This is a genomic window from Nostoc sp. DSM 114160 (assembly GCF_053470305.1).
Genome location: NZ_JBPFGO010000002.1, coordinates 1,647,501 through 1,662,500, shown reverse-complemented (window position 1 = coordinate 1,662,500; position 15,000 = coordinate 1,647,501). Strand labels below are relative to the sequence as shown.

Annotated in this window: 14 protein-coding genes and 2 pseudogenes (1 of these 16 cut by a window edge); 7 read left to right on the top strand and 9 right to left on the bottom strand. The window is 40.6% G+C overall.

Annotated elements, in window-relative coordinates; genetic code table 11:
• Positions 1–400 carry the 5' portion of a hypothetical protein gene (locus NSTCB13_RS24315; RefSeq protein ID WP_448274074.1) on the bottom strand. Its footprint begins 62 nt before the window's first position, so 400 of the gene's 462 nt are visible here — the first part of the coding sequence; it begins with the start codon at positions 398–400; the stop codon falls past the left edge of the window.
• A gap of 497 nt (positions 401–897) precedes the next feature.
• Here NSTCB13_RS24315 and NSTCB13_RS24310 point away from each other — a divergent pair, with 497 nt between their 5' ends.
• On the top strand, positions 898–1,170 hold the full coding sequence (locus tag NSTCB13_RS24310) for a hypothetical protein (RefSeq protein ID WP_445630397.1): 273 nt from the start codon (positions 898–900) through the stop codon (positions 1,168–1,170).
• Positions 1,171–1,349: 179 nt separating this feature from the next.
• Here the strand turns inward: NSTCB13_RS24310 and NSTCB13_RS24305 are convergent, their stop codons facing one another.
• From NSTCB13_RS24305 to NSTCB13_RS24295, 3 genes and pseudogenes are all read right to left on the bottom strand, one after another.
• Positions 1,350–1,778, bottom strand: a complete 429-nt coding sequence (locus NSTCB13_RS24305) for a DUF2358 domain-containing protein (RefSeq protein ID WP_445630398.1) — start codon at positions 1,776–1,778, stop codon at positions 1,350–1,352.
• Positions 1,779–1,790: 12 nt separating this feature from the next.
• Positions 1,791–2,946: pseudogene (locus NSTCB13_RS24300) on the bottom strand (glycoside hydrolase family 10 protein).
• Between the two features lie 182 nt (positions 2,947–3,128).
• Entirely contained in the window at positions 3,129–3,947 is an 819-nt protein-coding gene (locus tag NSTCB13_RS24295; RefSeq protein ID WP_445630400.1) for a DUF1206 domain-containing protein, read from the bottom strand.
• A 205-nt stretch (positions 3,948–4,152) separates the two neighbouring features.
• Between NSTCB13_RS24295 and NSTCB13_RS24290 the strand changes: the two genes are divergently transcribed.
• The 5 genes and pseudogenes from NSTCB13_RS24290 (at position 4,153) to NSTCB13_RS24270 (ending at position 8,914) form a co-directional block, all read left to right on the top strand.
• On the top strand, positions 4,153–5,016 hold the full coding sequence (locus tag NSTCB13_RS24290) for an alpha/beta fold hydrolase (protein WP_448274073.1): 864 nt from the start codon (positions 4,153–4,155) through the stop codon (positions 5,014–5,016).
• A gap of 310 nt (positions 5,017–5,326) precedes the next feature.
• Positions 5,327–5,782, top strand: a complete 456-nt coding sequence (locus tag NSTCB13_RS24285; protein WP_094353507.1) for a pentapeptide repeat-containing protein — start codon at positions 5,327–5,329, stop codon at positions 5,780–5,782.
• Between the two features lie 211 nt (positions 5,783–5,993).
• Positions 5,994–6,197: pseudogene (locus tag NSTCB13_RS24280) on the top strand (hypothetical protein); the annotation flags it as partial.
• Between the two features lie 96 nt (positions 6,198–6,293).
• Positions 6,294–7,550 (top strand): MFS transporter, encoded by a 1,257-nt coding sequence (locus NSTCB13_RS24275; RefSeq protein WP_448274072.1) that lies wholly within the window; start codon positions 6,294–6,296, stop codon positions 7,548–7,550.
• A 179-nt stretch (positions 7,551–7,729) separates the two neighbouring features.
• Positions 7,730–8,914, top strand: coding sequence for an anion transporter (locus NSTCB13_RS24270; RefSeq protein ID WP_448274071.1), 1,185 nt, complete (start codon positions 7,730–7,732; stop codon positions 8,912–8,914).
• Between the two features lie 55 nt (positions 8,915–8,969).
• Here NSTCB13_RS24270 and NSTCB13_RS24265 read toward each other — a convergent pair whose 3' ends face one another.
• The 5 genes from NSTCB13_RS24265 to NSTCB13_RS24245 form a co-directional block, all read right to left on the bottom strand.
• Entirely contained in the window at positions 8,970–9,197 is a 228-nt protein-coding gene (locus NSTCB13_RS24265; protein ID WP_448274070.1) for a hypothetical protein, read from the bottom strand.
• A gap of 146 nt (positions 9,198–9,343) precedes the next feature.
• Positions 9,344–10,681, bottom strand: a complete 1,338-nt coding sequence (locus tag NSTCB13_RS24260) for an RNA polymerase factor sigma-54 (protein ID WP_448274069.1) — start codon at positions 10,679–10,681, stop codon at positions 9,344–9,346.
• Between the two features lie 158 nt (positions 10,682–10,839).
• Entirely contained in the window at positions 10,840–12,165 is a 1,326-nt protein-coding gene (locus NSTCB13_RS24255) for a sigma-54-dependent transcriptional regulator (RefSeq protein WP_445630408.1), read from the bottom strand.
• Positions 12,158–13,096, bottom strand: a complete 939-nt coding sequence (locus NSTCB13_RS24250) for a sensor histidine kinase (protein ID WP_448274068.1) — start codon at positions 13,094–13,096, stop codon at positions 12,158–12,160. The genes NSTCB13_RS24255 and NSTCB13_RS24250 overlap by 8 nt, the downstream gene beginning before the upstream one ends.
• On the bottom strand, positions 13,068–13,607 hold the full coding sequence (locus NSTCB13_RS24245) for a hypothetical protein (protein WP_448274067.1): 540 nt from the start codon (positions 13,605–13,607) through the stop codon (positions 13,068–13,070). The genes NSTCB13_RS24250 and NSTCB13_RS24245 overlap by 29 nt, the downstream gene beginning before the upstream one ends.
• A gap of 337 nt (positions 13,608–13,944) precedes the next feature.
• On the opposite strand from NSTCB13_RS24245, the gene NSTCB13_RS24240 reads away from it, so the two are divergent.
• Positions 13,945–14,907: a hypothetical protein gene (locus tag NSTCB13_RS24240; RefSeq protein ID WP_445630410.1), complete on the top strand. Its 963-nt coding sequence runs from the start codon at positions 13,945–13,947 to the stop codon at positions 14,905–14,907.
• Positions 14,908–15,000 lie beyond the last annotated feature (93 nt).

Genomic DNA, 15,000 nt, shown 5'->3' with positions numbered 1-15,000 from the left:
ACAGGGTATAAAGTGTTGAAGAGATTAAACCTGTGAGCAATTCTTTTTTGAGGTTATGTTCTTGAGGTTCATTTTGAAAAATGTCCTTAGAACCAAATTGCATCAAGAGAATTCCTACAATGTTAGAGAGCCAATATCCGATAATTGAACAAGGTAGAAGCAATTTTGGAGAAAGAAAACTACATACATACCCAAAAGCATAAGCTATTGGCAGATTGAATAGTAGGTCATTCCACCAGCATAGCGGTGATAATAAATATCCTAGTACTACAAAAAATCCACCTCTAAGTTTTTTAAAAATGTTTTTTTTGAACTCTGCTGGAGTAGACTTTTGTAATTGCTCTAGTGCTGTGTCTCTTGTTCCATTCAACTCTTGACTAACGCTTTGGACGCTTTCCATAAAAACCCACTATTCCTATAGTCTTAAGGTAGTTTAATATATAAACTAAATCAACGTCTAGTACAGGAGTTATGATATTTTGGTTTTTTGATGCTGAAAGTTTTACCACTGCATAGTTTCAGCAAAATCGTCAAGAGCAAAATTGAGTTTAAATAAACTGCCACTTCACGATATCTGAATTTCTGCTAGAGACACATCAGGTAGTTCGCTTCTTGCAGAATCTAGGTTTTTCCTTGAATATCTGAGTAAGATAGAAAAATTGATACACAATTGAGGCAATCAACTTTATTTATTGCTCAATAAGTTTTTAAATCAAAATATATCTTTATAGATTATAGCACACCATAAGTTCCAATACCAATACTGCAATAGCCAGAGGCTTATTAGGTTGGTGTGAATGTTGAGTTGCAAAATTTTTATATTTTTGCATATAGCAGAAGCAGAAATTTTGACTAATAATAGCTACAATAAAAATGCTGAGATATTTTAATCGAAAAATGACAGATTTCACTCCAAACAGCACTTTTTTAATAGTAGGAATTGTTTTTATAACGATTGCTGTAATAGGTCAATCTAAATTAGCTTTTATTGAAATAAATCCTGGTTGTTTTGGGAGAATATTAGCTTTATTTATTGGTATTTCAAGCCTATTATATTCTTGGGGACTACTCAATTTTTCAACAGTAAATTTGGAATTATTAAGAACTTCTATGACAGACTTAATAAAACAGAGTATAAGTTCAATAAATGACATTTTACAAGGTTCGTAATAATTCAAAAAAATTAATTCATTTCTAACTCGATCTTAGAGGATGTTTTAAAAGTGGGAGGCTATTGATAAGAAAGCTCACAAAGTTGATGCTGAAATTTATCGATAACAGTACCTTGTGAGCGAATGACTAAAGCATACCGTAGCAATTTGATATGATGTCGATTATATAATAGCTAACTAGCTGTTTCCTTGTCTTTGCCAAAACTGTTGTAAAATCTCTCTTGGCTTTCTATCCCAGGTATCGATATGCTCGTATATCAAATTATCTTGATTGAGTTTATACGTTGAATAGCCATTAAAAAGCAACCCTGCTTTCCAGGGAACGCGCAACACTCCCCGCACCGTCCACTTTGCTAAAATCGTGTTTTCGGCTGACTGATAAACTTCATGTACATCAAAGTAAATATGAGTAAAAAATAGCCGCGCGTGAAATCGTAAAGTCCAAAATATAATGCGATAGTTAAATTTGTATTTGAATGTATTTACAGGGTCTTTAAAATAGATATCCTGTGTATAAATGTCATAGGAAATATCTTTTTCAAAAAGTGTCGGTAAATCTTCTTTTAAAGTATTAATTACCTTTTCCACTGGCAATTTATATTCCACGCGCCTTTTCCCTTAAAAAATCTTTTTTAACAAATTTTCCACTCCTAACCAAATAGAAGATGTCCTCTTGTGACTCACACCACCTGCACTCAAATCTGACAGAGTAGGAAATGATGCAGACTTAGCATAAGGCCCATTTCGCAAAACTTTAGCAAGGGCATTGTTATTCTCGCGCAAACCTTCGTAAAAAAAGAATACCTCTCCTTGAATGCCAAGTTGACGATTGTATTCAATTGTCTGCACCATATATTCTGCACTAATACAGTAAGAGCCAAGCTTCATCAGTATTCCCGGTGCTAACTTGGGCAGTGTTGTATCTGTAAACTGCTGGTTTACTAGTTTATCAACGATCGCACAGTAACTCCTAAAGTCACGGCGGTAAATCTGCGGCTGAATCATATCGACTATTCCCCGGTTCAGCCATGCGGGTGAGTCTTGCAGATATTCCTGGAATGCCCAATCATGGATATTAGGTGCGATCGCTACTAATAAATTAGGATTCACCACTTTCACTTCCCGGTAGAGACGCGCCAAAAATTCAGTGAGAATATCTGCACGCCACTGTAACCATTGCCTATCCTTGGGGTTCTCTGGCGGATTGCGATCAAATTCCTGGCGATAGCGGCTGACAGTTAACTCATCATAGCCACCTTCACACGGGAATGCAGGGAAGCGATCGTCTCCTTGAACCCCATCTACATCATAATTCTTTACAACTTCCAATACCAAGTTCAAGAAGAATTCCTGCACCTGTGAGTCGAGGGCATTCAACCACTCAAAGCCGTTTTTCTTCAATAAGTTGCCATTAAAATCACGCGCAGCCCATTCTGGTTTTTTCTGTAAAAGTACGCCACCATTTAAATTGTAAGAACTGGCAAAACCGTATTCAAACCAAGGAATGACTTTCAATCCGACTCGCCGCGCCTCAACTATCACCTCTTCTAAAGGGGTCGCGGCCTACAGACATCGGGTCAATTTCGACTCCAAATGTCTGCTGCATTATTTGACTGGGATACAGAGTTACCGCCTTATTCCAAACAACAGGAAACACCACATTAAATCCTGTCTCAGCCAGAAAATCCATCGCTTCAGCAATGCTTTCCTTTGACCTGAGAACTTGACTATCAGTAGTAGTCAACCAAATACCACGAGTTTCTATTATTGCCATTTCTTTGAAGAAGAATTCAGGAGTCACAATTCAGGAGTCAGAAGCAATTAGTGGGCCAAATTTTATTGTTTTGTAGGGGTTTTAAACCAGATTATTCGTCTGCCAATCGTACAGAATTAATTCTTAATTCTGACTCCTGACTTCTGAATTCTGTTTGATTGAAATTCTTGGCACTGCACCATCTAAACATTGACTAGCCGACGATACCGCGCCTGTATTATTGTGTAAATCCCATAGGCAACCAAACCTAGTGCCACAATACCTAAAAGCCATGCTCCATAAGGCTGTTGAGCTAGCGTCTGTAATACTTCATCTAAACCTTCGGCGGTAGCGGCGTTCGATTGCCTTGCAGCTTCAATTAAAAACCAACCAATAATGCAAAACACTATACCCCGTGCCGCTAAACCAAATCTGGAAATTCTCATTACCCATTGGGCTTGTGTGTTGCTTAACTCAGTTAAATTGAGTTCTTTACAAAATTTACCACTAAAAGCTTGATAAAACTGATAAAAACCTAGAGCAATTACAAACACTCCCACAGTTCCAACTAACCATTCACCAAAGGGTTGAGAAAGCAAACGTGCTGTCGAATCTTCAGTAGAATCACTACTATTTTTAGCGCTGCCTGTACCCATAACAATTTTCACCGCACTTAAGGCTAAACTTGCATAAATCAAGCCATTAACTGCGTAACCAATTCGCACTGCCAAACCTTTGGCATCGTTACCTTTATTTTCTGGGTCTTTAATTGCCTGTACAAAACGCCAGATTACGTATCCAATTAGCCCAATTGCAACTAAAGCCAGCAAAAACTTACCAAATGGCTGGTTGACGATTGTTTGGAGAGCGCCTTGGGTATCAGTTGTTTTACCACCCCTGCCAAAAGCCGCCTGTGCTGCCAGTAATCCAACTATACCGTAAACTACTCCCTTGGAAACATAGCCAAATCGTCCCAGTCGCTCAACCCACAATGAAGCATGGTTTGTCAACTGTTGTGTCATGGTAGTTGGAGATAATTATATCTACCTTTTACCAAGATTTACCCATGATTCACATCTATCCCAAGGCAAATTGTCTAATATTTTTGCAAAAAATCACTATCTTAATACTGTCTTTTAATAGATGTGAGACTGCTCAAAATAATATTACAGTCATGAAGTACAGTATTATTATTTAGTGTTTTTTAATGCTTAATTTGGATTAATTATGCCTTTAATAGAAACTTCTTGGACACACGAATATATAACTACCAATGGGGTAAAACTACACTACGTTACCCAAGGTGAAGGGCCCTTAATGTTGATGTTGCATGGGTTTCCTGAGTTTTGGTACTCTTGGCGGCATCAAATACCAGAATTTGCCCAAAATTTTAAAGTTGTCGCCGTTGACTTGCGTGGCTACAACGATAGTGATAAGCCAAATGAGCAATCAGCTTATGTCATGGATGAATTTATCAAAGATGTTGAGGGAGTAATTAGAGGATTAGGATACGAAAAGTGTGTATTAGTTGGGCATGATTGGGGTGGTGCGATCGCTTGGAATTTCGCATACACTCACCCCGAAATGTTAGAACAATTAATTATTCTTAACCTGCCTCATCCTGCCAAATTTGCTCAAGGGTTACGCACTCCCCAACAGTTGCTACGTAGCAACTACGTATTTTTCTTTCAACTACCGTGGATACCAGAATTACTTTTACAGTCTTCAGACTACCAAGCTATTGAAACAGCTTTTAAAAGTATGGCAGTTAACAAGAGTGCTTTCACCAAAGCGGATATTGACACTTATAAAAATGCTGCTGCAAAACGCGGTGCCCTCACAGCAATGTTGAACTACTACCGCAATATTTTTCAACAGAAAATGGTAAATCCAAATAGGAGCGTTCTGGAAGTGCCAACACTGATGATTTGGGGAGAAAATGACCCTGCACTTGGCAAGGAACTAACCTATGACACCACAGCTTATGTCAGGGATTTTCAAATCAAGTACATTCCTAATTGTGGCCATTGGGTGCAGCAAGAACAGCCAAAATTGGTTAATCAGTATATGCGAGAATTTCTGAAGACTTAAGCTAAACTATCAATTGATAAATAAAGTATAAATACTCATAAAATTAGCTATAGGGATAGCGCCAGCTTTTCATTTTTCAAGATTTAATAGTAATTTAAGAGGGGGCGTTTTTGAGGAATTATTCGGTAAAAATTGCCAAAAATTCCGAATTAATGGCATTTTTGACATTACTTTTATCTGGGTTTCAGATCGCAACTAACTTGTCAGGAGATAGATTGTCACAAGAGACATTGACCTCACGAAGTTTAGTGAGATAATAGAGTTGTGAGGGACAGAACGGACGCAACTTGATTATTAAGGGGGAAAATTTATGAAACTCCAGCTATTAGCGGCCATGGCCTTAGCAACACCCCTATTTTTCGCTAGCTCGGTTAGAGCCGAGAATCCACAAGATTTACAAAAGCTGCTTTCAACTGGGGAATGTGTTAAGTGCGAACTATCAGGAGCTAACCTCAGTGGCGCTCATTTAATTGGTGCTGACTTAAGAGGCTCGAAGCTTCAAGGAGCTAACCTTGTAGGAGCTAACCTCGAAGGTGCTGACTTAACTGGTGCAAACTTAGCAGGTGCTAACCTAACATCTGCTTATGTAACCAATGTGAATTTAAAGCAAGTTAATCTCAACGGAGTAAATTTTACTCGGGCTACGATTCACGATTCTAATGTGTATCAAGCATCAATGAACGATCTAAATCTTACTGATGCAGAAATATTTAACACTGGAATCGGGATTGGTGGTGAAGACGCTGAAATTCCTGATTGGAAATAGACTCAACTGAGTACACAAGTAGAAATCAATACAATATAGGTTTTGGCGGGTTTTAAATCAAATAAACTAGTTTTTTGCCAGAATTATCCTTAAAACCTGCCTCTACAAAAATATTAATCAAAATGAAATCCCCTTTGCGTTGTAATAACTTTACTATGGCAAAAGCAGAGGGGGTTTCTTTTTGCGATCGCACTGATATCCACACAAAAAAGTGCAATCAAAATCTGAAAATCTTTGTGATTTCCCATCAGATGCACAAAGAAGGTTTTCTCCCCAGATGCCCATTGATTTGGCTGACTTTTCACGGGATATGGAAAACCCCTCTCCCAACCTCTCCCCTACAAGGAGAGAGGCTTTGATTTCTCCCCCTTCCCTTGTAGGGAAGGGGGCTGGGGGGTTAGGTTTTCCGTTGGCTTTTCTACATGACGTGAAAACTCAGATTGATTTGGCACGGTTTTTGCACAAGAGTATTTTGACCTCTCCGTTGCTCACAAAATACCACTAAAGACTTATGCAAAAAGAGCGAAGACCGAGTAAGAAGAGTTTGCGATCGCTTGATTACTTAAATGTGTTTCTCGCAGATGTGCGCGATGGGGTTGGGCCATATCTGAGTATTTACCTGAAAGCCTCAGCAAATTGGAACCCGGCTCAAATTGGATTGGCGATGTCAGTTTCGACAATTGCCACAGTTATTGCTCAAACACCAGCTGGTGCATTGGTTGACAGGCTACGTCAAAAACGGATGTTGATTGTACTGGCGGCTGTGTTTGTTTCTATCGGCTCTATTGCTATGGGCTTGTTCCCCAATTTGCCTGTTGTCATCGGCTCTCAGATTATGATTGGGATTGCTGCGGCAATTTTCCCACCTGCGATTACTGCTATTACTCTGGGACTCGTAGGACATGAGAGATTAGATAGGCGGGTAGGTCGTAATGAAACATTTAACCATGCAGGAAATCTGCTAGCTGCTACTCTTGCTGGTTTAGCAGGTTACTTTATTGCACGCAAGGCAATATTTTTCTTGGTTGCAGCTATGGCTGTGGGCAGTATTATTTCAGTGAGGATGATTCGTGAAAGAGAGATCGATCACGAATTAGCGCGTGGAGATGGAGAAGAGGGTAAGGAGGAAGATAAAGAAGAACATCAACAGCACCATGAAGGCATATTGCAATTATTGAGCGCTCGCCAAATCTTATTCTTTAGTATTGCAGTAGTTTTGTTTCACTTTGCCAATGCTGCTATGTTACCGCTAGTTGGTCAAGAATTGGCACAGGGTAAAGGCACAAGTGACACAGTTTATATGTCTGCTTGTATCATTGTGGCTCAATTAGTAATGATTCCAGTGTCTAACTTGGCTGGGCGTTTTGCACATACAGCCCGAAAACCCATATTTTTGCTGGGCTTTGCCGTCTTACCGATTCGAGGAGTGCTGTATACGTTTTCAGGCAATCCCTATTTTCTCGTTTCTGTGCAAATTCTGGATGGTATTGCAGGCGGGATTTTTGGTGTGCTTTCGGTGTTAATGGTAGCTGATTTGACTAAAGGCACGGGACGCTTTAATGTTACCCAAGGAATGCTCAACACTGCTATTGGAATTGGTGCGGGTTTGAGCAACGTGCTGGCTGGATTTGTGGTTAAAAGTGCTGGTTACAATGTTGGTTTTTTGATTTTAGCAGCGATTGCAGTTGTAGCTTTGGCAGTTTTTTGGTTCTGTGTACCTGAAACAAAAACAGGAGTTAATAGAAAAGCATCACATCAAACCGCTTAGGGCAGTCATTAGTTATTGTCATTAGTCCAATAGAAACCACGCCCACTCTTTAACACAGCTTGAATTAGCCCCATGAAAGACAAAGTTTTTCCACCCACAAGGGGCGAGGTATGCACTAAAATCCAATGACTAATGACTAATGACCAATGACTACTTAATCAAAAGAATATAGCGAAATCATGATTGTTTTCAGATACATTATCATTGGACTGACTTATATCGGTTTGGGTTTAGGATATCTCCCTGGTTTGCGGATGAACCGAGCCAGTATTGCTTTAGTTGGTGCATCTTTGCTGATGGCATTTGGGGTATTAGACCTCAAAGAAGCATGGCAAGCGATCGACTATAAAACGCTGATTTTTTTGTTTGGCATGATGGTAATCAGCACAAACTTAGCTTACGCTGGTTTTTTCCAATTAATCCTTGATACAGTTACACACTTCACCCGCAGCCCTTTAGGTTTGCTAATTGTTTTAACTTTCGGCAGTGGAATTCTCTCCGCTTTTTTTCTGAATGATACTATTGCCCTAATTCTGACTCCTTTGGTTCTTGGTTTAACCCAAACTTTGAACCTCAATCCGATTCCTTACTTACTTGCTTTGGCGGGAGCAACTAATCTGGGTTCAGTAGCTACCTTAAGTGGCAATCCACAAAATATTCTGATTGGTTCCTTCTCTGGTATCAGCTATCTCGATTTTGCAAAAGCATTGACTCCCATCGCATTAGTAAGTTTGTTAATCCAAATTGGGTTACTGTGGTGGCTTTATCCTGATGTGCGTTCTACTAAGTCTTGTGCGAGTGCAACCCCCGTGCGTTACCGCATATTTAAACCGTTGCTTACTAAAAGCCTATTGATAACTGGAGGACTATTAATTGCATTCTTAATTGGGATACCCCCAGCCCAAGCAACACTTATAGCTGCTGGTTTACTGTTCATTACTAGGCGAATCAAACCGCAACGAGTTTTAAATAAAGTAGATTGGGATTTACTGGTGATGTTTTCTGGACTATTTGTTGTGACTGCTGGAGTAGAAAAATTAGGAATATTGAATTTATTTAGCGGTTTAGTTTATAATCCCTTGAGCATATTAGGAATTACTGCTTTGCTTTCAAATTTAGTTTCTAATGTTCCAGCAGTATTATTACTACAACATTTAATTCCCCATCCAGACACGAAAACCTGGTTACTATTAGCAGCAGGATCTACTTTAGCTGGTAATTTAACTTTGTTAGGTTCAGTTGCCAATTTAATTGTTGCTGAGGCTGTTGCAAAACTTGGTTATCAGTTGTCATTCTGGGAACATTTGCGTTTTGGTCTACCGTTAACTGTCGTGACTCTTATCTTGGCTTATTTTTGGATTTAGTCATTTGTCATTTGTCATTTGTCATTTGTCATTTGTCATTTGTCAACAATCAAACTTAAAATTTCAGGTTCAAAGGTGCAACTTCCAGACTCAAAGGTGCAACGTTCAGGCTCAAAGGTGCAACTTCCAGGTTCAAAGCCGCAACGTTTAGGTTCAAAGCCGCAATGTTCACCTTCAAAGCCGCAACGTTCCGGTTCAAAGCCGCAACGTTCCGGTTCAAAGCCGCAATGTTCACCTTCAAAGCCGCAATGTTCCGGTTTAAAGCCGCAATGTTCACCTTCAAAGCCGCAATGTTCCGGTTTAAAGCCGCAACGTTCACCTTCAAAGGCTCAACGTTTAGGTTTAAAGCCGCAATGTTCAGGTTCAAAGGCTCAACTTTGATATTTCAAGAGACTTCCTTGCTTCTTGCTCTTGCTTCCCATCTTTTTATCAGTACAACTTGCGCTGATGTGATGACTTTATTCCGGCAATTTTACGGTATTTTGTGACTGTTCTGCGAGTGATTGGCAGACAAAATTGAATTTTCAAAAGCTGGGCTAATTGCTCATCAGTATAAGGATTGGCGGATGATTCTTCTGCAATTAACTGTAATAGCATCTGTTGAATTTGTTGAGGAGTACGTCCGCCTACTCCTACAGGAACACATAATGAATGCAACGGAATTATCTGGCTGTGTTGATTGCAAACTAATATATACCGTCCCCGCACAATCCGGCTGACTGTAGAGTTACTAAGTCCTACCGATTGAGCTACTAATTGCTGAGGGGTAGACACTAAGTCTAATTTATCCCGACTCTGCAAAAAAGCTTGCTGACGCTCAACTAAAAATTTCCCAACTTTGAGCAGATTTTCCTGCCATTGTTGCAAAGCTGTGAGTAAATTTCTAGCTTTTTGTAATAATGCTTCTAATTGTTGGGTATCTCGCCTTGATTTTGGTGATTCCTGCAAAAGCTTAATGGCTTCGGAATTCAGACAAAAACGTTGTTTGACTTCATAAGCTAAAGAAATTTGCCAACTTCCAGCTATTAGCTCAACTTTTAAATCGGGGGTGACGATGGGAGCGTCGCAACAGCCGAAGTTTCTGGCGGGACGGGGTTCTAATTCTTGAATGTCATGAATAGCATTGGTGATTTTCTCGATGTCAACATTAATCTTTTGGTTCAGTTTTTGTAATAGTATTTGATAATTTTGCTTTGACTCGGAAGTATTGCCAATACAGTTTGCTATGTCTTCTAAATAATTTTTAACTAGTAAAAAAGCTAGGCTTTCAGGCTGGTCTTTAAGTTGTACTAACAGACATTCTTGTAGGGTTCGCGTACCAATTCCAGGTGGATCTAAACTTTGGAGAATAGGCACTACAGCCTCTAGTTCTTTTGCACTCCAGATACTACCATCTGCCCAAACTTCTGGAGTTTCTTGTAAGTAACCGGAGTTTGATAACCACCGAGTTAGATAGGTTAAGGCTTTACGTTGTCTTGATGGGATTGATAAAACTGATATTTGTCCGAGAAGATGCTCACTTAGGCTTAATTCCTGGGCGATGGGACTGTACCAATTAGGTTTAATATCGTCTAAAAGTACTTCGCTGTTATGGAAATCAGAATTTTCTATTATAAATGGATTGTGTTTACATTCTTCTCGAAGATGGTCGAATACTCGTTTACCATTCCACGGCAAAAAGCGAACTAAATACTGTAGAGTTGGGTAAATAACAGTTTGAGTTTCTAAGTGTGTTTCTAGTGTAGATGCTGAGTTTAAGGAATTCATTGGTTAGGAGTTAGGAGTTAGGAGTTAGGAGTTTTATCTCGTTCCGATGCTCTGCATGGGAATGCCCATCTATAGGCTCTGCCTATAGTCCAAGGAGGCGGAGCCTCGCCAAAGCCATTCCTTGGCTCTGCTAAGGAACGAGAAGTTGAAAGTTTTTGCTATAAATTCCATTGTTTCTTTTTTTGTTCAAAGCTTTCGACAGAAATTCCTAATGCTTTGTGGGGTTCTTGGGGATAAAGTGCTAAAGCATGGCGGATAAAGTTTATTTCTAACTGAGCGATCGCTTGTTCTAAGTTCAAATTCATCTGATATTTTTGATTAAAAATGAGATGCTCTGAAAGAATGGTTCTTCCTCCAGAAAAAACTGCTGCTCTCTCTAAAGTATTTTGGAGTTCTCGCACATTTCCTGGCCAAGCGTAATCTCTGAGCTTTTCTAGGGCGGTTGAGGTAATTGCTAAATTTTTAATTCCATTTCTGAGGGCAATAGAACTTAAAAAATGTTGGGTAAGTTGTTCTAAATCTTCGGGGCGATCGCGCAAAGGTGGCAGTTCAATTCGGACTACATTGAAGCGATAGTAAAGGTCTTCTCGAAACTGATTCAGGCGTACCAATTGTTCTAAATTTCGATTGGTGGCAGCTAAAATGCGGACATCTACAGTTTTGGTTTGGTTACTACCCAAGCGCTCGAAGGATTTATCTTGTAATACTCGCAACAATTTCCCTTGAATTATCTGGCTCAATTCTCCGACTTCATCCAGAAAAATTGTGCCGCCATTGGCTTGTTCAAAGCGACCAATTCGCAAGTGATTCGCTCCAGTGAAGGCTCCTTTTTCGTGACCAAATAATTCTGCTTCTAACAAGTGTTCTGGAAGGGCTGCACAGTTAACTTTTACCAAAGGGCCGCGACTGCGAGGGCTAGCATTATGCAGTGTGGAAGCGACCAACTCTTTGCCTGTACCTGATTCGCCGACAATCAAAACTGTGGTGTTTCCTTGGGCAAGTCTACCAATAAGTTTAAAAACTTCTGCCATTTTAGGCGATCGCCCCAACAGTTCTTCTGGTTGTCCGAGATTTTGAATATTTGCTTCACCAATTTGCTCGGCGGCTGCTTGGGAATGAGCTAAAGCTTTTTGCGCCAAGTTGACTAAATCTTCTAAATCGAAGGGTTTAGTTAAATAATCATAAGCTCCCAACTGCATAGCTTCAATGGCTGTACGACTTGTTCCATAAGCTGTCATTACAATTACTGGCAGTTCAAATAACGTTTTGCTACCTAAAGTTTTCAGAACAGCATTACCCTGAGTTTTGGGCATTTTCAAATCTAGAAATACCAAGTCAGGACGAGATGTGGTATTTTGTTGAATTATCTTCAGTCCTTGCTCTCCGTCTCCCGCTTCTATTACGTCGTGGCCTTCATCTTTTAAAATCTGTGCCATCGCTTGACGCAAGGCTTTTTCATCATCAATAATCAAAATTTTAGCCATCGTTATGATTCTTCGGTAAGTAAACGCTAAAAACGGTGCAACCCGGTTGAGATTTAAAATCAATATGCCCTCCGTGTCGGGTGACAATCTCGTGGCTAATTGCTAAACCTAAACCTGTTCCTTGGGGTTTTGTAGAATAAAAAGGATCGAAAATGCGATCGCGTTCTTCTGGTGCTAAACCTGCACCAGTGTCTTTTACCCAAGTCACTAAGTAGTTTTGCTCTTGGCTGACACCAACCTCAACTTCGCTTGCTGGTGGACTTGCTTGGATGGCATTTAAGATTAAGTTAACCATCACCTGTCCTAACTCCCGGTGGCGTAGTGGTACTTGGGGCAAAGGTTCAGCAGCAGAGCGATAAAAAAGTGTTACTCCCTGTTCTTCGGCTTTGAGACGTAATAGAGAAACTGATTCAAAAGCGATCGCTTCTAGGGAAGTTGTTACCATTTCTTCTTGCTGATTTTGGTCAAAATACAATAGCCGTCGCACCAACATCTCTAAACGGTCTACTTGTTCTAGTAAACTAGCGATCGGTAAAGTCGTAATTCCCTGCTTTTTTAATTGCCGCTCTGTATATTGCAAATTGAGGCGCATACTAGCTAAGGGATTGCGGACTTCATGAGCTACCCCCGCTACTAGTTGTCCCAGAGAAGCCAAGCGCTCAACTCGGTGCAAGCGCTGCTCTAACTCTTGGCGATGGTATTGCATACTATTAATTGCAGTTCCCAACAGTCCCATTTCTGCGGGTAGCGGCGGAATTAGCGAAGCTTTATCCTCTTCCATTGCTTTAATACTTTGCTGGAGTCGCTGCACTCCCCACTGAAGTTGTAAGGCAATATAAAAAGTCCAAACTCCTACAACTAAAATTCCTAAAACAACGAAAAGACTTAAAACTTTTTGATTGCTATCTTCTAGATGAGGCATACGTTTCATCGTCCACACCGCTCCCCACAGAGGTAGAGGGGTCAGCACGCAGTATCAAGATATCCAGACCGGGGTGCAATACTAATTCCTGGGGTAAACCTTGGCTTGTGGCTCTCCGAGTCAATTGCAAAATTGTGTCTCGCTCAACAGGAGGAATATCTTTTTTGGGGACAGGGCCCCCGTGGGTAGGATAGGCATAGCCTAAAAGCTGGTCTTGTTGCAGCAGATAAAATCCGCCTTCTACCCTTGGGAAAACAGTTAGGGCATCGTTTGAAAGTTCCGCCAACGGCTTACCTGGCTTTGGTGTTTGCCCAAGATTTGATTCCCAAAACAGCTTAATTAGTCTGGTGTTGGCAAAAGCTAATTCTCTCTGATTTCTGGCAACAACAGCACCTTCCAGACTTTCAAATAGTTGTACCACTAACCATAAAGCAGCTCCACTTAAACCTAAAAAAAGGATGCTGAGGATTGTTAGCTGTCGCCGGAGTGTCCAACGTTGAGATAACACAATAGGTTGCATGGAATAAGGGTTAGAACTTCTAGAAGTGCAAAAACTATGCCAAATTCCAGTTGCTCATTTAAGAAGGGAATAGGGAATAGGCAATAGGCAATAGGGAACAGGGAATAGTTTTTCCTATTTTCTGTCCGTGGAGGGAGTAAGAGACCCCTACAACTATCAAGTAGCTAGTTATGTGTTGGTTTTAAATCCCCATACATTACATTTTGTTCCCTGTTGCCCGTTCCCTGTTCGCTCTTTAATTTTCATCCTGCCTTACTAGCTAACGAGTGTCTTGTATCTATGGCACGAGTTTTGCACTCTTACAGTTCTAGTTAGGGATTAAATTGAATTAAAGTAGATGAATAACTCTAAAGTTCGCATTCCGAAAGAAATTGCTCCCGATGTTTTCGCTCTAGCGGCTCAGTTGTATGCCCAAGAAAATCAGGATTATTCTTTAGAAGAAATTATGCAGGCTGGAGCAGAAGTACAAATTCCTCCAGAGATGATTCAACAAGCAATACAGCAGATTCAAGCCAAGCAAATCCGAGAGCGCGATCGCCAACGCAAGTTAAAGTTAATTTTAACTAGTGGCGGCATTGGAGCCGCGATCGCACTTTTCGGTTTTTGGACATACAATACTTTTGCTAGTAATGCTACACCAAGCGGGCGATCGCTAGAAGCTAATTTCCCAAGTGCCAATTTAGCCAATCCTAATCCTCTAGATATTCCCCCAGCACCCCCGACACAATTACCCCCCACAGCCGGAACCACTTTCACTGGAGAGGTAAAACAGTATCTTCTCAACCCTGAAGGTAAGGTGGATGGGCTATTACTCAATAACGGGCTACAGGTGAAATTTCCTCCCCAGATGGCGGACAGTTTAGTGCGGATAATTACCCCAAACACGAAAGTGAGCATTTTTGGCGATCCTGGCTTTTCCACTCGCTTTGGACAGGAAGTGAGAGCCAAAAGCATCACCAATTCTCAAACTGGACAGACTTTAGTCGAACAACCTCCCACAACCGCCCCCCAACCACCCAGCTTGAGCAACTACAGTACCTTATCTGCACAGGGAACTCCTCAGAATTGGTTGGTGGGACATCGAGGAGAAATTAACGGAGTCATTATCTCTAATGGCACTATTGTCAAGTTCCCGCCCCATGTAGGCGAACAGCTAACCAGTATGGCGAACATCAAAAACACAATTCAAGCCAAAGGATTCGGCACTCGCAATCGTTACGGCCAGATTTTAGAAGCTACAGCATTGTCAGTTAATGGGCAATCTGTATCTTTGCAACCAAAAACCATCATCGATCCGTAATCAGCTAAAAAACATCTAATTTGCATAAGGGTAAAGGATGTATTCAAAACCTTTCCCCTTTACCCTTTCCCCTTTAACCGAACCGTATTGGTA